General features: G+C 59.6%; 15 protein-coding genes. 8 read left to right on the top strand and 7 right to left on the bottom strand.

Annotated elements, in window-relative coordinates; translation table 11 throughout:
- Window positions 1-56: 56 nt before the first annotated feature.
- The 7 genes from ACORLH_RS01650 to ACORLH_RS01620 form a co-directional block, all read right to left on the bottom strand.
- Entirely contained in the window at window positions 57-1,091 is a 1,035-nt protein-coding gene (locus ACORLH_RS01650) for an oligopeptide/dipeptide ABC transporter ATP-binding protein (RefSeq protein WP_321830884.1), read from the bottom strand.
- Window positions 1,088-2,080: an ABC transporter ATP-binding protein gene (locus ACORLH_RS01645; RefSeq protein ID WP_321830882.1), complete on the bottom strand. Its 993-nt coding sequence runs from the start codon at window positions 2,078-2,080 to the stop codon at window positions 1,088-1,090. The genes ACORLH_RS01650 and ACORLH_RS01645 overlap by 4 nt, the downstream gene beginning before the upstream one ends.
- A 2-nt stretch (window positions 2,081-2,082) precedes the next feature.
- On the bottom strand, window positions 2,083-3,027 hold the full coding sequence (locus tag ACORLH_RS01640) for an ABC transporter permease (RefSeq protein WP_321830881.1): 945 nt from the start codon (window positions 3,025-3,027) through the stop codon (window positions 2,083-2,085).
- A complete protein-coding gene (locus ACORLH_RS01635; RefSeq protein ID WP_321830880.1) occupies window positions 3,024-4,004 on the bottom strand; it encodes an ABC transporter permease in 981 nt (326 codons plus the stop codon). Before ACORLH_RS01635 ends, ACORLH_RS01640 begins: the two co-directional genes overlap by 4 nt.
- A gap of 36 nt (window positions 4,005-4,040) precedes the next feature.
- Window positions 4,041-5,594: an ABC transporter substrate-binding protein gene (locus ACORLH_RS01630; RefSeq protein ID WP_321832753.1), complete on the bottom strand. Its 1,554-nt coding sequence runs from the start codon at window positions 5,592-5,594 to the stop codon at window positions 4,041-4,043.
- Window positions 5,595-5,861: 267 nt separating this feature from the next.
- Window positions 5,862-8,006, bottom strand: coding sequence for a 3-hydroxyacyl-CoA dehydrogenase NAD-binding domain-containing protein (locus tag ACORLH_RS01625; protein WP_321830879.1), 2,145 nt, complete (start codon window positions 8,004-8,006; stop codon window positions 5,862-5,864).
- A 12-nt stretch (window positions 8,007-8,018) separates the two neighbouring features.
- The gene (locus tag ACORLH_RS01620) at window positions 8,019-9,224 is read right to left on the bottom strand and encodes an acetyl-CoA C-acetyltransferase (protein ID WP_321830877.1); all 1,206 of its coding nucleotides are present in this window, start codon (window positions 9,222-9,224) and stop codon (window positions 8,019-8,021) included.
- Between the two features lie 113 nt (window positions 9,225-9,337).
- On the opposite strand from ACORLH_RS01620, the gene ACORLH_RS01615 reads away from it, so the two are divergent.
- The 8 genes from ACORLH_RS01615 (at window position 9,338) to ACORLH_RS01580 (ending at window position 17,702) form a co-directional block, all read left to right on the top strand.
- Window positions 9,338-10,384: an AraC family transcriptional regulator gene (locus ACORLH_RS01615; RefSeq protein WP_321830875.1), complete on the top strand. Its 1,047-nt coding sequence runs from the start codon at window positions 9,338-9,340 to the stop codon at window positions 10,382-10,384.
- 64 nt (window positions 10,385-10,448) lie between these two features.
- Window positions 10,449-11,606: an acyl-CoA dehydrogenase family protein gene (locus ACORLH_RS01610; protein WP_321830873.1), complete on the top strand. Its 1,158-nt coding sequence runs from the start codon at window positions 10,449-10,451 to the stop codon at window positions 11,604-11,606.
- 246 nt (window positions 11,607-11,852) lie between these two features.
- Complete coding sequence (locus tag ACORLH_RS01605) at window positions 11,853-13,304, top strand: DUF6538 domain-containing protein (RefSeq protein WP_321830871.1); 1,452 nt, start codon at window positions 11,853-11,855, stop codon at window positions 13,302-13,304.
- Between the two features lie 141 nt (window positions 13,305-13,445).
- Window positions 13,446-13,832: a transposase gene (locus ACORLH_RS01600; RefSeq protein WP_321828718.1), complete on the top strand. Its 387-nt coding sequence runs from the start codon at window positions 13,446-13,448 to the stop codon at window positions 13,830-13,832.
- Between the two features lie 2 nt (window positions 13,833-13,834).
- A complete protein-coding gene (gene tnpB / locus ACORLH_RS01595; protein WP_321828719.1) occupies window positions 13,835-14,182 on the top strand; it encodes an IS66 family insertion sequence element accessory protein TnpB in 348 nt (115 codons plus the stop codon).
- Window positions 14,183-14,237: 55 nt separating this feature from the next.
- Window positions 14,238-15,749: an IS66 family transposase gene (gene tnpC / locus ACORLH_RS01590; protein ID WP_321828720.1), complete on the top strand. Its 1,512-nt coding sequence runs from the start codon at window positions 14,238-14,240 to the stop codon at window positions 15,747-15,749.
- A gap of 400 nt (window positions 15,750-16,149) precedes the next feature.
- A complete protein-coding gene (locus ACORLH_RS01585) occupies window positions 16,150-16,443 on the top strand; it encodes a hypothetical protein (RefSeq protein ID WP_321830870.1) in 294 nt (97 codons plus the stop codon).
- Between the two features lie 530 nt (window positions 16,444-16,973).
- Window positions 16,974-17,702, top strand: a complete 729-nt coding sequence (locus ACORLH_RS01580) for a Bro-N domain-containing protein (RefSeq protein WP_321830869.1) — start codon at window positions 16,974-16,976, stop codon at window positions 17,700-17,702.
- Window positions 17,703-17,733: the final 31 nt, after the last annotated feature.

Raw genomic sequence — 17,733 nt, 5'->3', positions numbered from 1 at the left:
CGGGGTCCGTCCTACCTGGGTCTATGGTCGTCTAAAATTGCGCTCTGCTCTGTCACTCAATCCACCCGCCCCTCTTCAACAGCGTGACAGGCCACAAGGCTGCCATCGCGCTGCTGCTGCGGGCGCGGTTTTTCAACCCTACACCGCTGATCGGCATATGCACAGCGTGTTTCAAAGGGGCAGCCCTTTGGTAAGGTGATGGGTGTCGGGATTTCCCCCTTCAGGCGGATGTGGTCCGGCATACCGTCCCGCATCTGTGGCACCGCAGAGAGCAGCGCGCGGGTGTAGGGGTGTTTGGGGGCCGCAAAGAGCGTGGCCGTGTCGGCCAATTCGCAGACCGTCCCAAGATAGAGCACAGCCACACGGGTACCGAAATGTTGCACAACACTCAGGTCATGGGTGATGAAGAGGTAGGTGAGCCCCCGCGCAACCTTGGCCTCCAGCATCAGGTTCAGCACCTGCGCCTGGATCGAGACGTCCAGCGCCGCCAGTGGTTCATCCGCGATGATAAACTCGGGATCCACGGTCAGCGCACGGGCGATGGCAATACGCTGACGCTGGCCGCCGGAAAACTCATGCGGATAGCGATCCCGCCATGAGGGATCGACCCCGACCGCCTGCATCACCTCCAGCACTTTGGCGCGCACATCAACCGGCGCCAGATCGGGGTTGTGGTAGCGCACCGGTTCCTCAAGCGCCTGCGCGATGGTCATGCGCGGGTTGAGGGAGGCATAGGGGTTTTGAAAAATCATCTGCATCCGGCGCCGCAGAGGGGCCAGATCGCGGCGGCTTTGATTGTCAATGCGCGCGCCGGCATAGCGCACCTCCCCTGCCGAAGGGGCCAGCAGCCCCGCCACTAGCCGGGCCACGGTGGACTTGCCGCAGCCGGTTTCGCCGACAACGCACAGGGCCTCCCCCCGATTGACGGTCAGCGAGACATTGTTGACCGCATGCACCTCACGGCGGTCCATGCGCAACCGCCCGTCGCGAAAGCGCAGCCGTTCCAGCAGGCTTTGATCCAGGGCGAAGCGTTTTTCCACGCCGCGCAACTCCAGCAGTGGGGGTTCGGGCGCTGTCGTCGTGTCCTTCATCGCCCCTCCTCCAGCAGAAGGTCGCTGTGCAGGCGGTTCACCTCATGGCAGGCGACCTCACTGCTGCCCTGCTGCATGATCTGCGGCAGCAGGCGGCGACATTCGGCCAGTGCGAAAGCGCAGCGCGGGCTGAACGGGCAGCCGGGGGGAATATCCGTCAGAACCGGCATGGCACCGGGGATCTGCTTCAGCATCTGCCCCGGCAGGGTCTGCTGTGGCAGCGCGTTGATCAGCCCCTGGGTATAGGGGTGCTGCGGGTCATTGATGATTTCGCGGGTTTTGCCCGCCTCCACAATGCGGCCGGCATACATCACCAGGGTGCGTTCGGTCAGCTGGCTGACCACGCCCAGATCATGGGTGATCAAGATTAGCCCCACCTTATTGGCCTGACAGAGCTTCAGCAGCAGCTCCATGATGTCAGCCTGAATGGTCACATCCAATGCGGTTGTCGGCTCATCCGCGATAATCAGGTCGGGATCCAGCAGTAGTGCCATGGCGATGATAATGCGCTGCCGCATGCCGCCGGACAGCTCATGAGGATATTGTTTTAGCCGCAACTCCGGCGCTGCGATCTGCACCTCGCGCAGTTTGGTCAGGGCGATCTCTTGGGCGTCGCGCCGGGACAGTTTGCGGTGGGCGCGCAGGGTCTCCACCATCTGCTGGCCAATGGTTAGCACGGGGTTCAGCGTGACCATCGGATCCTGAAACACCATCGCGATGCGGTTACCGCGGATCCGGCGCATCTGCGCCTCAGGCGCTTGGGTGATGTCGGTGCCGTCAAATTGGATCGTACCGCTATCGATGTAGCCCGGTGCGCTGAGCAGCTTCATCAACGCAAAGCCGGTGATCGATTTGCCCGCCCCGGATTCGCCCACGATGCCCAGCCGTTCGCCCCGCGCCAGATCAAAACTAATCTGATGCAGCGCCGTCACCGTCTGGCTGCGCATGGCAAATTTCACCGTGAGATCGCGAACAGACAACAGGGACATCGCTACACCTTATAAAGCCGCGGGTTCAGCGCATCACGCAGCCAATCCCCCAGCAGGTTGATCACCAGAACCAGAACCACCAGAACCCCGCCGGGCAGCGCAGTGATCCACCAGCTGCCGGCAAAAATATAGTCAAACCCCGAGGCAATCAGCGCCCCAAGCGAGGGCTGGCTGGCCGGCAGCCCCAGCCCAAGGAAGCTGAGTGAGGCCTCAGCGATGATGGCATTGCCCACCTGCACGGTGGAGATCACAAAGATCGGCGACATTGCATTTGGCAGGATGTGGCGCAGCATGATGCGCAGCGGGCCAAAGCCCAGCACCCGGGCGCTGTCGACATATTCCTTCTGCCGCTCGGCCAGAACCGTGGCCCGCAGGGTGCGCGCATATTGCGGCCACTCGGCCAGCCCAATCACGGCAATCACCGCCACCACCGCATAGCGGTCAAAAACCGCCGCGCCCCACATGGCATGGGTCACCGCCAGCACCACAATCGCCAGCATCAGGGTCGAAAAACTCAGCTGAATGTCAGCAAGCCGCATCAAGAGGCTATCAACCCGCCCACCCAAGTATCCAGCAGCCAGGCCGATCGCGATGCCCAGGGTTGCCTGCAGCGCAACCGCCGCTAGCCCAATCAGCAGCGACAGTCGGGTGCCATAAAGGATCGCCGACCACATATCGCGGCCCTGATCGTCGCTGCCCAAGACAAACTGCGGATCTGCCCCGGGGATCCAGAAAGGCGGCAGGTCCGAGTTCATGATATCGATCTGGGTGGGATCATAGGGGTCAAAGGGCGCAATTACCGGCGCCAGCAGGGCCAGCACCACGATCACGGAAAACACCAGCAAGGCCACCAGCGCCACCGGATTGCCACGCAGGCTATCGCCCAGCGGTGAGGTCCAGAACCGGGCCCAGCGCGACGGTGGCGGGGTGATCAGCAGGTTGCTCATGCGCCCATCCTCGCCAGTTTGACGGTTGGATTGACCAGCGCGTAGATCAGATCAACAAGGGTGTTGGTCAGCACAAAGATCAGCCCCACCACAATCAGATAGGCCACAATCAAGGGCGTATCCGCGCGATTCACCGCCTCAAGGAACATGAAGCCCATGCCGGGCCACTGAAACACCGTTTCGGTCAGGATCGTATAGGCCACCATCGTGCCAATCTGCACACCTCCCAGCGTGATCACCGGCATCAGCGTGTTCTTCAGCGCATGCACATAATAGATCCGCAGCGGGTGCAGCCCCTTGGCGCGGGCATATTTCACATAGTCGCTTTGCAGGACTTCCAGCATCTCAGCCCGGATCAGCCGGATAAACATCGGCAACATGATCGCGGCCAGCGCCACCGAGGGCAGCAGGATGTGCGACAGCCCGTCCAGGCTGGCGAAGTTTGTTTCCCAATAACCCACGACAGGCACCACATCGCCCCGGCCAAAGGCAGGCAGCCAGCCATAGCCCACCGAAAAGACCGAGATCATCAGGATGGCGGTCAGAAACACCGGGGTCGAAATGCCCAGCACCGATAGCCCCATGATCACCCGGCTGAGGATCGCGTGGGGCCGGATGGCAGTGTAAACGCCCAGCGGCACCGACAGCAGCACGATGATCACCGTCGCGGCAAACACCAGTTCCAGCGTGGCGGGCAGCTTCTTCAGGATGACCTGCAGCGCCGGTTCATCAAAAAACAGGCTGGTGCCCAGATCACCCTGCACCACACGGCCCAGAAATCTGACGTATTGCGCCCAATAGGGATCGTCCAACCCCAGATCCTGACGCAGCTGTTGCTGCGCTTCCTGCCCCAGCGACTGGCCGACAAGATCGCGCAAGGGATCACCCAGATGACTCTGGATCGCAAACCCAAGAGCGGAGATGACCAGCATCACCGCAATCCCTTGGACCAGCCGTTTGACCAGATAGGCGATCATCGTTTCAACACGCCCCTTTATTGTTCAGGCACAGGGTCATTCATTCACCACCAGATCCCCGAAATAGGGGAAGTTCAGCGCGTTCACGATGGCCTCGGCCCCGATCCCCTGACCGGCGCCCCATGCAAGGTTCTGCCAATGCAGCGGGATATAGGCCGCATCGTGATAGAGGATGCCTTCGAGCTGTTGCAGCATCTCGGCCCGTTTCGCGCTGTCCGTCTCGGCCGCGGCGGCCTGCAGTAGGGCATCAGCCTCTTCGCTGCAATAGTGCCCGCCATTATACTGCCCATACCCCGTCTCAGCATTGGGGCAGGCGGTCAGGAACTGGTGGAAGTTGGCCGAGTCCTCAGTATCGGAGTGCCAGCCGATCATCATCATATCGGCCGCACGGGCATCATAAAGCGGCCAGTATTGCGCCTTGGGGAAGGTTTGCAGATCCACCTTGATGTTGATCTTGGCCAGCATCGCCGCAACGGCGCGGGCGATCTTGTCATCATTTATGTAGCGATTGTTTGGCGCCATCATGGTGATGGTGAACCCATCGGCATAGCCGGCCTCGGCCATCAGGGCCTTGGCTTTGGCCAGATCAAACCGCGCCTTCAGATTGGGATCATGGCCCGGGTAACCCTGTGGGCTGGCCTGCGCTGCAACGGTGGCAAAGCCCCGCATGATCCGATCCACGATGCCTGCGTTGTTCACCGCATAATCGATGGCCCGGCGCACCCGGACATCGCGAAAGGCCGGCACCCGGTTCTGATCCAACTGAAAGGAAATGATGCGTGTGCCCGGTGTGGTGATCAATTTGGTGCGCGGGCTTTGATCCACCCGGGGTAGGGAATTGGGCGGCACTGGGAAGATAAAGTCCACGTCCCCCGCCAGCAGCGCCGCCACCCGTGTGGCATCCTCCTTAATCGGGGTCAGACGGATCTGGTCCACATTCCCCGGTGAGGATTGATCCCAGTGATCCGCAAACCGTTGGAAGTTGACCCTGACCCCCTGTTCCCGAGCAGTGACCACAAAGGGTCCGGTGCCGGACACATGGCGTGAGGCAAAGCTGTGGCCGTGCTTGACCAGCTGGGCCTTATCCTGCCCCTTCTCGGTCAGGCCGCTGTAAAAGGCGCGGTCCATCGGGAAGATGTAGGTCGCATTGTGCAGGACCAGCGGATAGGGCTCTGCCGTGATCAGATCGAGGGTCAGCGCATCCTTGACCTCAACCCCAACAAAGGGGGCAAAGACCCCTTTGAAATCCGGGCTGGTCTGCAGCCGCTCAAACGTCCAGGCCACATCAGCAGCGGTCAGCGGATTGCCGGAATGAAACCGCACGCCTTCGCGCAGATAGAACCGGGTGGTGGTGGCGTCGATCTGTTCCCAGCGTTCAGCAAGCCGAGGCTCAAACTGCAGATCCTGTGTCCAGCGCACCAGAGGGTCAAACAGCAGATGCGCCATCTGCAAGGTGCCGCCTGAAAGCTGCTCATGCGGGTCGAGTGATACCGGATCGGCATCCAGCGCCACCCGCAGGGTCACCTCAGCCGCCGCTGCATTGCCGCCAAACATCAGACAGAGGGCCGCAATCGGGCCAAGGCGCCGCATCCCAATCCTGCTGCCTAGCGTTGCCAGTTGCATCTGTGTCTCCTCCCGCTGGCGCGCGCCCTCCCCATGGCCCGCACCCCGAACAGACTAATGGCACAGAAGGGGCGCAAACCAATGCTGATTTCAAATCACCCATGCGTTCCTGGAATAGAGGGGTTTTCCGGTTACAGATCATTGCCTTGCCGCCGTCTCAGACGCGAAACGCCCCCGACCTGATGGGCCGGGGGCGCTGTCTTTGCCAAAGATCTGCCTGTCGAATCGCGCCGCTTAGCGGAACGGCTGCCCGTTGGCGGCGTGATCGCGAAGGATCTGGGGTGGGGCAAACCGGGGACCATAGGCGGCGGCAAGCTCTTCGCAGCGCGCCACAAACCGGTCGAGGCCATAGGTGTTCACATATTGGATGTAGCCGCCAGTGTGGACCGGCGCGCCAATCCCCATGATGGAGCCGATATTGCCATCCGCGACCGACCGCAGGACGCCCTCCTCCAGGCAGCGCAGGCTTTCCAGCACCGGGCGGAACAGGATGCGGTCCTGAATATCGCGGTCACTGATCATGGCCTCCGGATCGCGCCAGTGCTGCAGGCCCTCCCAGATCACCTTGGTGCCATCGGCGTAGTCATAAAACCCCTTGCCCGTCGCGCGGCCTACACGGTCATGATCGTCCAACATTGCGGCCAGCATATCGCGCGCTTTGGGGTTCTGTTCTTCCGCCGGATCCAGCAGGCCCATACCGACCTGTGTGCGGTAGATATCGGTGACCAGCTTGATCTGCACCTCATCCAACAGGCTGAGCATGCCCGTGGGCATCCCAGTCAACCGGGACAGGTTATCGACCCGGATCGGATCATGGCCTTCGGCCACCAGTTCCACCGCTTCGATGATCTTGGTGCCAATGGTGCGTGAAGTGTAAAAGCCCGTTTTGTCCCCCACGATGATCGGTGTCTTGCGGATCTGCTGTGCGAAATCAAAGGCCCGCGCCAAGGTTTCATCCGATGTGTCCTGCCCCGCAATGATTTCCAACAGAGGCATTTTGTCGACGGGGGAGAAGAAGTGCAGGCCAACGAAATTGGCCCGGTTCGCAGCCTTGCTGGCCAGACGGGTGATCGGCAGGGTGGAGGTGTTTGAGCCCCAGACGCCGTCCTCACCCAAGAGTGCCTCACACTCAGCCAGCACCTGATCCTTGACCTCAATCTTTTCAAACACGGCCTCAATGATCATGTCACAGCCGCGCAGGGCTTCGGTGTCGGCAACGGGGGTGATGCGGGCCAGAACGGCAGCAGCCTCCGCCTCAGTCATCCGGCCGCGTTTGACCCGTTTGGTCAGGAGCGCCTCGGTGTAGGCTTTGCCACGCTCTGCCGCCTCTTGCGTCATGTCGCGCAGGACAACCTCAATCCCTGCCATCGCCGCGGAATAGGCAATGCCCTGCCCCATCATGCCTGCGCCCAAAATCCCGAGCCGCTGCACCTTGCTGCGCGGCACGTCCTTGGGCCGGCTGGCCCCGCCTTTGACCTGATTGAGGCCAAAAAAGAAGGTGGAGATCATGTTCTTCGCCTCGGGCGAAATCACCAGCGAGACGAAACGACGGGTCTCATAACGCAGGGCAGTGTCGAAATCCAATTTGCCACCTGCCTCAACCATGATGTCGAGGATCTTTTTCGGGGCGGGCAACAGCCCTTTGGTTTTCTGAAACAGCATTGCCGCGGCGCCAGCAATGCGCGGCGCCATTTTGGGGCTGTTGGACCCACCACCGGGAATGCGGTGACCCTTCTGATCCCAGGGTTGGGTGGCCGCATCAGCATCACCCTGCACCGACAGGATCCAGTCCCGGGCGCGGGCCAGCAAATCCTCGGGCGCGACAACCTCATGGATCAACCCGGCCTTCAGCGCCGCCTCGGGCGCCAATTGCTTACCCTCCATCACGAAAGGCATGGCCGGCTCCAACCCCAGCAGATGCACCAAACGCACCACGCCGCCCGCCCCGGGCAAGAGGCCAAGCGTGACCTCTGGCAGGCCGATCTTGGTCTTGGGGTTGGTTGCGGCAATGCGGTGGTTGCAGACCAGGCACAGCTCAAATCCGCCGCCCAGCGCTGCCCCGTTGATGGCGGCCACCACCGGCACCGGCAGTTTCTCAAGCCGCCGCATGTCGGCCTTCATATCCTCAACCTCGGCAAAGAGCATGTCCGCCTGATCCGGGGTGATGGCCAGCAGACGTTTCAGATCGCCACCGGCAAAAAACGTGTCTTTGGCTGAGGTCAGGATCACCCCCGTCAGGCCCGCTTCGGCCTCCAGCCGGTCGACCATCTGTTTGTAGATCGGGCCAAATTCGGCGTTCATCGAATTGACGGGGCCCTCCATATCCATGGTGACCGTCACGATGCCCGCGGCATCTTTGCTATAGGAAAACTCTTTCATCACACGCCCCCCTTACACACGCTCAATCAGGGTCGAAATGCCCATGCCGCCGCCAATACACAGCGAAATCATCGCCCGTTTGGCCTGCCGCCGTTCCAACTCATCCAACATGGTCGAGACCAGCATGCCCCCCGTCGCCCCCAAGGGGTGGCCCATGGCAATCGCACCACCGTTCACATTGGTGATCTCATGCGAAATGCCCAGATCCTTCATGTAACGCATCGCGACCGAGGCGAAGGCTTCGTTAATTTCCCAAAGGTCGATATCGGCCACGGTTAGCCCTGCCTTGGCCAGGCATTTCTGCGCTGCTGGCCCGGGGCCGGCCAGCATGATCACCGGATCGCTGGCGATCACCGTGGTGGCCACAATCCGACCGCGCGGGGTCAGCCCCAGATCACGGCCCGCCTGTTCAGACCCCACCATGACAGCCGCCGCCCCATCCACAATCCCAGAGGAGTTGCCGGGCGTATGCACATGGTTGATCTCACTGACTTGCGGGTATTTGGCAAAAGCCATGTCATCAAACCCGTAAGCCCCCATCTGCGCAAAGCTGGGGTTCAGCGCACCCAGCTTCTGCATGTCGGTGCCGGGTTTGATGAAATCATCGCGCTGCTGAATGGTGATGCCGTTTTCATCGCGCACCGGCACCACGGATCCGTCAAACCAGCCGCTGTCACGCGCATGGGCGGCGCGGCGTTGGCTTTCCACAGCAAAGGCATCGACATCTTCACGGCTATAGCCATCCAAAGTGGCAATCAGGTCAGCGCCAATGCCCTGCGGTGCCGAATTGTTATCGATAACAAAATCCGGATCAAAAAACATCGGCCCACCGGAGGATCCGATGGGCACGCGGCTCATCGCTTCCAGCCCGCCGGCCACCACCAGATCCTGCTGGCCCGAGCCAACCTTGGCCGCCGCCATATTCACCGCCTCAAGCCCTGAGCCACAGAAGCGATCGAGCTGCACACCCGGCACGGCCTCATCCCAGCCCGCAGACATCACCGCCGCTTTGGCAATGCAGCTGCCCTGATCCATCAGGGGCGCCACGCAGCCCAGCATCACATCCTCAACCTTCGCCGTGTCGAGGTCATGGCGCCGTTGCAGCTCCTCCAGCAGGCCAGCGGCCAGCCGCACGGGCTTCACCTCATTCAAGGTGCCCCCGGCCTTGCCTTTGGACCGCGGGGTCCGGATGGCGTCATAGATGTAGGCGGCTGTCATGGTGGGCTCCTCCTTTGACACGCGGATCTGCAAAACAGTGGACATTTCACCGGCAAGGTGACAATCACAAAACCAAACAAAAAACAGACAAAACTTAACAACGCGACCCAGCTATGCCCGCCCTGCCCTCGATCCCCAATGCCCTGACGGCCAACCTGCTGAGCGGGGCCCGGGCCGCCGGCATCAGCCTTGAGCCGGTGTTGCAGCGGGCCGGGCTGGTGCCACAACCCGATAGCCTGACCATAGCAGATTTTGTCCAGCTGATGCGGGCTGTCACGCTCACGATGGATGACGAATACGCGGGGCAGATCCAGCGGCCCCAACGCATCGGCACCTTCGCGATCACCGCCGCGCATATGTCACATGGCGCCACCCTGCGCGACGCGTTGGAGCGTTTTGCCGCCTTTACCAATATGCTAGACAACAGTTTCCACGTGACCCTGCGCCACGGGGCTGAAACCACGCGGCTGCATCTGGAACGCACAGATCCCGCCTATCCAATCACCGAGTTGGGGGCGGAAATGGTGCTGGTGTTGCCGCATCGGCTGCTGGCCTGGATGGGCGGCGGCTGGTTGCCGCTGCGCGAAGCCTGGTTTGACTATCCCCGCCCCACGCACCACGCGATCTACGGCCAGCTGTTCCCAAAGGCGCGGTTGAGTTTCCAACGGGCCAGCTGTGGTTATGCGATCCCTAGCGCCGCATTGGATGCCCCCGTCATCCGCAGTGAGAAACAGGCGGCCGATTGGGCCCGCCGCACGCCGCTGGATGCGTTTTTGCCGGTCAGCCTTGAGGATGGTCTGCCGCTGCGGGTGGCGCAGCGCATTGCGCATGCGATTGAGGCGGGGCAGCCGCTGCCCTCCATGCAGGCGATCGCGGATGCTTTGCAGCTGCCCGTGCACACCCTGCGCCGCCGCCTGAAACGTGAGGGCCGCGATGTGCCAGAAATCCGCCGCGCGGTGCGGCGCGATCATGCGCTGCGGCTGCTGGGCGAGGGGGATCTGCGCATCGATGCCATTGCGCTGCGGCTGGGTTATTCTGAAACCAGCGCCTTTGTTCGCGCGTTCAAAGACTGGACCGGCGTCACCCCGCGGGCTTACCGGCAATCCGGTGAACCGATCCCGGTCGCAACGTCATTTCGCGGCGAAGTTGACAAAAGCTGACATCGCCCACTAGCCCTAAGGCCAAGCAAGCCGCGTCTCTACGCGCGCAGGGAGAGGACAGATCATGACGCTATTTTCGCCATCCGCCGCCTGGGTTCAGGACGAACACAAGATGTTCGCCGACAGCTGCGCCCGTTTCTTTGACGATGAAATGGTGCCCCGGCTGGAGGCCTGGATTGATCAGGGTGTGGTCGACCGCGAATTTTGGAACAAGGCCGGTGAGGCCGGTATCATGGCCGGCGCTATCCCCGAGGATTTGGGCGGCGTAGGCGGCGGCATCAGCTTTGATGCGGTGACCGTTTATGAACAGGCCCGCAAGGGCGATATCGGCTGGGGCTACGGCATTCAGTCAATCGTCATGCATTACATCAACGCCTATGGCACCGATGCGCAGAAACAGCGCTGGCTGCCAAAGCTGGTCACGGGCGAGATGGTGGGCGCAATTGCAATGACCGAACCGGGCACCGGATCGGACCTGCAATCGGTGCGCACCTCGGCCACCAAAGAGGGCAACGGCTACACCATCAACGGCTCAAAGATCTTCATCACCAACGGCCAGAGCGCGGACCTGATCATTGTGGTTGCCAAGACCGACAAGGACGCGGGCGCCAAAGGTGTGTCGCTGATCGTGGTGGAACCGGCCGAAGTCGAAGGCTTCAGCCGCGGCCGCAACCTCAAGAAAATGGGGATGAAGGGCAACGACACCTCTGAGCTGTTCTTTGAAAACGTCAAAGTGCCGGCCGACAATCTGATCGGCCCGGAGGAGGGCCAGGGGTTTTATCAGCTGATGAAGCAGCTGCCCTGGGAACGGCTGATGATCGCCGTGATGGCGCTGGGGGCAATTGACTTCGCCATCGAGGAAACCCTGCGCTACGTTAAGGAACGCAAGGCCTTTGGCAAACGTGTGATGGATTTCCAGAACACCCGTTTCAAACTGGCCGAATGTAAAACCAAAGCCGAGGTGCTGCGCAGTTTCGTCAATGACTGTATCGCCCGTCTGGATGAGGGCACGCTGGATGCCTCCACCGCCTCAATGGCGAAATACTGGGGCTCTGAGGTGCAAAATGAGATCATGCACGAATGCCTGCAGCTGCACGGTGGCTATGGCTACATGATGGAATACCCCATCGCCCGCCTCTACGCCGATGCCCGGGTGCAGATGATCTACGGCGGCACCAATGAGATCATGAAAGAGCTGATCGCGCGCTCTTTGGACGACTGATCTGCCAGCAAAGCCAACAAAGAAAGGCCGCCGATTTCGGGGGTCTTTTTTACGTGCGACCGCTCAAGACAACGGAAATGCTGGCGCGCAACAACGCGTCAAAAGCCGTGACATTTGTGGAAAATGGCAGGGGCACCAGGGTGAGAAGAGCACGCCCCACCAACCCCTTGAACTCCCTAAAAATCATTACTATCAGGGCCTTGTGTAACATCAACATGTAACGCTGACTTGTAACGGTGGGGCCTCATGACAGCCGGAAAGCAATACCTTCTTAAGCGCGGTCATACTTGGTACTTCCGCCTAACTGTCCCTGAAGAGCTACGTAAGCACGAGGGGAAAAAGGAAATTGTCGAATCTCTGAAAACTCGAGATCTCACGGTTGCCCAACGACTACGCTGGGAAAGACTTGAGCATCACCAAAAACGGTTTGACGCGATGCGCGGTGCGCCTATCGCATCACCCAACGATCTTGGTCGGGATAGCTACCGTGAAATGGTGAGCTTTGCCGAAACCTTGCCTATTGAAATGCTGGAAACGCTCCAAGACCGCACCCTTGAAAGAGCAGAGGAAGCTGCCATCGATTTCGATGAGGATAGCGGACATCCAATCGGGGTCCCTACCGCCGTGGAAGCACAGTTTTTGGCCGTCAAAGACACCATTGAGAACCTTAAGACCGGCCGAAAAAAAGAGCGGCCAGAGTATGGGCTTCCCATCTCTGAAACCTCTCGTCGCTTTCTGACAAGAGAGGTGGCTCTGTATATGAACGAACAAACGGCAAGCCAGCACCAACGAACTTTGAACTGCCTTGCAGAATTTGTCGGAGATAAATCGATATCGTCTCTCTCTCGCCGTGACGTAGCACAGTTTATCGGGACATTGGCGTGTATGAGTAATAGCTGGGGAAGAGCGGTCGCCGACAAAGGCCAGTCGTTCGCGTCATTGGTGGAGAAATACAGCAATAAGGGAACTCCGCTGAGCGACGGGACACTGAATCGGCACCTTGGAGCAATCAAGGGAATGTGGCGCTGGGCGTATGACAACGGGCATACAGAAAATGGCGACCCGACTGATGGCCTTCACCGCAAGAAGAACCGTAGGCGCGAAAAAAGTGCGCAATACAAAGGATTTACACCTGACGAAATTCTCCAACTACTTGCCCTTCCAAAAGCTAGATCAATCGAAGTCGTTGAGATCGCTCTGATCGGCCTGTATTCTGGAATGCGGCTCGAAGAGATTTGTATGTTGGATTGGTCCGATATTGTGGAACGGGACGGAGTGGTCGCATTTGACATTACTGCCGCGAAAAGCCACGCAGGAATTCGGCAAGTTCCCGTTCATTCCAAACTCGAATGGTTATTACAGCGGCGGACGAAGAATGGCCCCATCTGGCCATCGCTGCGGGCAACCAAGGACCCAAGCCAAACGCTCTCCAAACGGTTTGCAACATTCCGCGTTAGTCACGGTTTTGAGGGGAAAGGAAAGGTGTTCCATTCGCTGCGCAAGACCTTCGTTTCGCAGCTGTTTGCAGCCAGGGTTCAAGAAGCTGAAATTGCACAGATCGTGGGGCACGAGAATCGCAACATTACTTCGTCGGTGTATAACCCAGGCGGCTTTGCCCTCTCGCAGAGCAAAGAAAACGTCGAGCGCTTTCAGATCAAAGGGCTGAATCCTGAAGAGATTCTACACTTGCACTCCTAAGCGCGCGGCTCATCCTCACAGATCACTTTAGACGCATTCGGCGGATGTGACTTTAGGGTAAGCGGTGCGCCACCCCCACACTTTCGAACTGACGTCTGATCTGCGATTCAGAGGCTTCTTTGTTTTGTGGGGAGTTTCTCGATGGGAGCTATATGTGAGTTTCTGGCAAGTGTGCCGCGTCGGGCGGATGGCAAGCGGAGTTGGCCACCGGAGTTGAAGGCTCGGATTGTGGCGGAGACGTTGCTCGAAGGCGAGACGGTCAAGGCGGTTGCGAAGCGGTATGAGCTGATCCCCAGCACAGTGTCTGATTGGCGGCGGATGGCGCGGCAGGGCAAGTTGGTTCTGCCCAATTTGGACGGCATGGACTTCGTTCCTGTTGAGATGGAGACGCCTGCGCCCGTGGCTTCGCCCCTACCAACAGCATCAACCAGCACGCTTGATGTGATCCAAGGCGATGTCACCATTCGTTTGGACGCCGCGACACCAGCGGCGCGGGTCGTTGAGATCGCACGGGCTTTGGCTACGTGATCATGCCATCCCATAAAGTGCGGATTTTTGTGGCCAGCGATCCTGTGGACTTCCGCAAAGGTCATGATGGGCTGGCCGCCTTGGTACAGAGCCACCTGCGTCAGAAGCCGTTTGATGGGTCGGTTTATGTCTTCCGTGCCAAGCGGGCAGATCGATTGAAGCTGATCTATTGGGACGGCAGCGGATTGGTGATGGCGTACAAGCGGCTGGAAGATAACAGTTTCACATGGCCTGCGATTAAGAACGGGGTGATGCGTCTGGAGCCAGCCCAGTTTGAGGCTTTGTTCGCAGGTCTGGATTGGCGACGCGTGCAGCCCCTGGAGGTGACAGCTCCGGCTGCGGCGGAGTGACTCACGGGGGCGTTTGGGCGGGCCATTCCACCCTTGTTTTGGTATGGAACTGGGCATGCGTGCCCCTGATGACCTGCCCAACGACATTGCCGAGTTGAAGGCGATCATCCGTGCGCAACAGGATCAGAATGCGCGACTTGAAGCCCTGGTCGCGTCCTTCAAGAAGGCGCTGTTTGGGTCCAAATCCGAGAAGATTGACCCCGCCCAATATGAGTTGGAACTCGAAGATATCGAGACGGCCATCGCGCAGGTCGAAGCCGAGATTGACGCAGACGAACGCACCGCGCCGGTGCGGCCAGCAAAGCCGCGCCAGACAAACCGTGGATCGCTGCCCAAGCATCTGGAACGGGTAGAGGTGGTCATTGAACCTGATCTCTCCTGCGCCTGCGGAACCGCGCGTCATGTCATAGGTGAGGATGTGAGCGAACGTTTGGACATCATCCCTGCACAGTTCCGCGTTATCGTCACCCGTCGCCCCAAATACGCCTGCCGATCCTGCGAGGACGGGATCACTCAGGCCCCAGCACCACCACACATCATTGCAAGCGGCATGCCGACCGAAGCCACTTTGGCGCATGTTCTGGTCTCCAAATACGCGGACCACCTGCCGCTTTATCGACAGGCGCAAATCTACAGTCGCCAGGGCATCGATCTGGATCGCTCGACCTTGGCCGCTTGGGTGGGCAAATCGGCATTCGAGTTGGCCCCGGTCTATGAGGCGCTGATGGCCGATCTGAAGCGCTCAACCAAGCTGTTCATGGACGAGACACCGGCACCGGTTCTGGCCCCAGGGCGGAAAAAGACCAAAACCGGATACTTCTGGGCGCTGGCCCGTGATGATCGCCCATGGGGCGGTGATGATCCGCCCGGTGTGGCCTTCACCTATGCGCCAGGGCGATCCGGCCAGCATGCAGACAATATCTTGAAAGGCTTCAGCGGCACCCTGCAGGTGGATGGCTATGCTGGCTACAACCGCTTGCTCAAACGGCCCGCACAGGATGTGAGGCTGGCCTATTGTTGGGCCCATGCACGCCGCAACTTGCATGATGTTACCCAGTCCAGCATTGCCCCGATCGCGCAGGAGGGTTTGGCGCACATTCAGGCGCTCTATCGCATCGAAAAAGACCTGCGTGGCCTAACCGCAGACCAACGCAATGCTGCACGGCAGGAGCGCTCAAAACCTATCATCGACACCCTCGAGCTTTGGCTTGCCCAAGGTCGTGCCCGTGTCTCGTCCAAATCCCCAACTGGAGAGGCCCTGAAATACATCGCAAAATACTGGGATGGGCTAATCCTGTTCCTCGACGATGGTCGCATCGAACTCGACAACAACTCCGTCGAACGCACCATCCGACCCATTGCTCTAAACCGCAAAAACGCGCTCTTCGCCGGGCACGACGCTGGCGCACAGAACTGGGCCGCCATCGCGTCACTGATCGAGACCTGCAAACTCAACGGTATCGAGCCACACGCATATCTGTGCGGCGTACTCACAGCCATTGCTGGCGGGCACAAGCAAACCCACATCAATGAACTGCTGCCTTGGAACTACGCTAAAACCGTGTGATCGGCGCACCGCTTACACTTTAGGGCAACCCGCCGCCCTAAAGTCTGTTGAAGGGGCCCGCAACATGAGCCCTATCTAGCGATCATCCGAATACTCCTTCACCCATCCTAGATTAAATGTGCGTACCCGAGGGGCGAAGCCCACATTCCGACAATCAATACGACTGTCACAACGACTTTCAGTACGACAGTATATAGACGGTCTGTAGACGGTCCCTAGGGTTCTTCGGAATGACCCCTCCTTGGGGTCTGGGATGGGGGGTATATACCCCTCCCTACCCAATGTTTCCTCTATCTACATGATCCTCCTTAAGACCCAGCGTTTGTTGGTCCTGAGGGGGTCCTCCGATTTTCTGTGCGTAAACGACTAACTGTATCTATTTTCACGAAAGGATCTCCCAATGGACCCCCTCTTCCTTGCCCCGCTCCTCATCATCGCTTTCATCGTCGTCTCGCTTGTCTCTATTCCCTCGCCCTTCGTCAGTGTCCGACGCCGCCACCTGGATGCCCTGACCAAGGAGACGGAAGACCTGCGCAAGCGTGTCGCTCATCAGGAACAAGCCGACCAACACAAGGTCAATCAGTACGCCGCCGCGCTGGAGGAAACCGTGCTGCGTTATGCCGACATACCCAAGGAGGAACGCGAAGCCCTCCTCGCCCGCATCAAGCACCACCGGATGAACCGCAATGCGTGAAGAGATTGTCGTTGAACTGAGCGGCCCCAATGTGGCCACGGCCAGAGGCCTGACCGTCAAAAGCAAGGCTCCCATCGGTGATCTATGCCGTCGCTTGATCTCCGAGGGATTGGCGACCGCAGAAGACCGTGTGGTTGTCGTCAGAGGTGAGACCCCAGTGTTCTCCCCCGCCCCCATCAGCCACTATTCAGAGTTCACCATTAAGGAGCGGGACCGCGTCCCTGTGAGACGTACGCGCTATCGTGCGTTCTCTTAGACGCGGGGTGCCCCAGGAATGGGCCGTTAGGCTCGTTTAGGGGCCAACATACCTTAGCGGACCTAACGGCTCTGTATGAGTGTCTTTACAATTGGAGAGCCCCCCATGCTGGGGCCTCTCACGTTAACCGAAGAACCCACGCCAGTGGTTATTCTCAACTTCTTCTAACACCACCTCGCCCCCCCCCCCTGGAGGGGGCCACCAGCGAGCGCAGGTAATGCGCCACCGGACGAACCGGATTGGCCGCTAAACTCTCCCCTGAAAGGAAAATCCCATGAACCACACCTTGTCCCTGTACGACTTCTGCAACAACGACATCCGCGTCATCGAGATCGATGGTGAGCCTTGGTTCCCCGCCAAAGATGTCTGTGATGTTCTCGGCCTCGAGAACCCAAGTCAGATCCTGATCGACTCCTGCAACCACGCCAACACGGCCCACATGTTGAAGTCCAACCTCCGTTCAACGGACGTTAGCTTCCCTAACCGTGGCATGAAATGCGTGAACGAAGCGGGTCTGTACGAACTCATCCTCGCCTCCCGCAAACCCGAAGCACGGGCCTTCAAGCACTGGGTGACCTCTGTGGTCCTCCCTGCGATCCGCAAAGATGGCAGTTATGTCGCTGGAGAAGAACTGGTCGCCACAGGCGAGGAGGACGAAGATGAACTCATCATGCGGGCAATGGAGGCCCAAGCTCGGAAGGTCGAACGTCTTCACGCCGAGAACCGATCCATGCGCAAAGCCCGCGAGACCTACTCGCTACAGGGCTACTGCGAACTGAACCGCTTCTACCTGGCACCGCGTCAGCGCAGTCGTCTAACGAGCCTCGCTAGCCGTATGGCCAAGAACGAAGGGATTGTCCTTAAGAAGCAGGAACGGGTTTTCTTGCTCGATGGCTTCAAGGTACCTACGAAGGTCAACCTGTACCCTCGTGATCTCCTCGACCGAGCAGCCGTACAAATTGGTCTCCTTAAGGACTCGCAAGGCGCAGCCCTTCCCGCTTAACTGAGAGAGCCCCAGAGAGAAACGCTGAGAG

The organism is Thalassovita sp. (assembly GCF_963691685.1).
Lineage (GTDB): Bacteria > Pseudomonadota > Alphaproteobacteria > Rhodobacterales > Rhodobacteraceae > Thalassobius.
This window is presented reverse-complemented; position numbering and strand designations above follow the sequence as displayed.

Excerpts from the sequence above, each read along its gene's own strand:
- ACORLH_RS01610 (WP_321830873.1), top strand. The coding sequence starts at position 10,449 with ATGACGCTATTTTCGCCATCCGCCGCCTGGGTTCAGGACGAACACAAG.
- tnpC (WP_321828720.1), top strand. The coding sequence starts at position 14,238 with ATGCGTGCCCCTGATGACCTGCCCAACGACATTGCCGAGTTGAAGGCG.
- ACORLH_RS01625 (WP_321830879.1), bottom strand. The coding sequence starts at position 8,006 with ATGAAAGAGTTTTCCTATAGCAAAGATGCCGCGGGCATCGTGACGGTC.
- ACORLH_RS01630 (WP_321832753.1), bottom strand. The coding sequence starts at position 5,594 with ATGCGGCGCCTTGGCCCGATTGCGGCCCTCTGTCTGATGTTTGGCGGC.
- ACORLH_RS01635 (WP_321830880.1), bottom strand. The coding sequence starts at position 4,004 with ATGATCGCCTATCTGGTCAAACGGCTGGTCCAAGGGATTGCGGTGATG.
- ACORLH_RS01645 (WP_321830882.1), bottom strand. The coding sequence starts at position 2,080 with ATGTCCCTGTTGTCTGTTCGCGATCTCACGGTGAAATTTGCCATGCGC.
- ACORLH_RS01650 (WP_321830884.1), bottom strand. The coding sequence starts at position 1,091 with ATGAAGGACACGACGACAGCGCCCGAACCCCCACTGCTGGAGTTGCGC.
- tnpB (WP_321828719.1), top strand. The coding sequence starts at position 13,835 with ATGCCATCCCATAAAGTGCGGATTTTTGTGGCCAGCGATCCTGTGGAC.
- ACORLH_RS01580 (WP_321830869.1), top strand. The coding sequence starts at position 16,974 with ATGAACCACACCTTGTCCCTGTACGACTTCTGCAACAACGACATCCGC.
- ACORLH_RS01620 (WP_321830877.1), bottom strand. The coding sequence starts at position 9,224 with ATGACAGCCGCCTACATCTATGACGCCATCCGGACCCCGCGGTCCAAA.
- ACORLH_RS01640 (WP_321830881.1), bottom strand. The coding sequence starts at position 3,027 with ATGAGCAACCTGCTGATCACCCCGCCACCGTCGCGCTGGGCCCGGTTC.
- ACORLH_RS01585 (WP_321830870.1), top strand. The coding sequence starts at position 16,150 with ATGGACCCCCTCTTCCTTGCCCCGCTCCTCATCATCGCTTTCATCGTC.
- ACORLH_RS01605 (WP_321830871.1), top strand. The coding sequence starts at position 11,853 with ATGACAGCCGGAAAGCAATACCTTCTTAAGCGCGGTCATACTTGGTAC.
- ACORLH_RS01600 (WP_321828718.1), top strand. The coding sequence starts at position 13,446 with ATGGGAGCTATATGTGAGTTTCTGGCAAGTGTGCCGCGTCGGGCGGAT.
- ACORLH_RS01615 (WP_321830875.1), top strand. The coding sequence starts at position 9,338 with ATGCCCGCCCTGCCCTCGATCCCCAATGCCCTGACGGCCAACCTGCTG.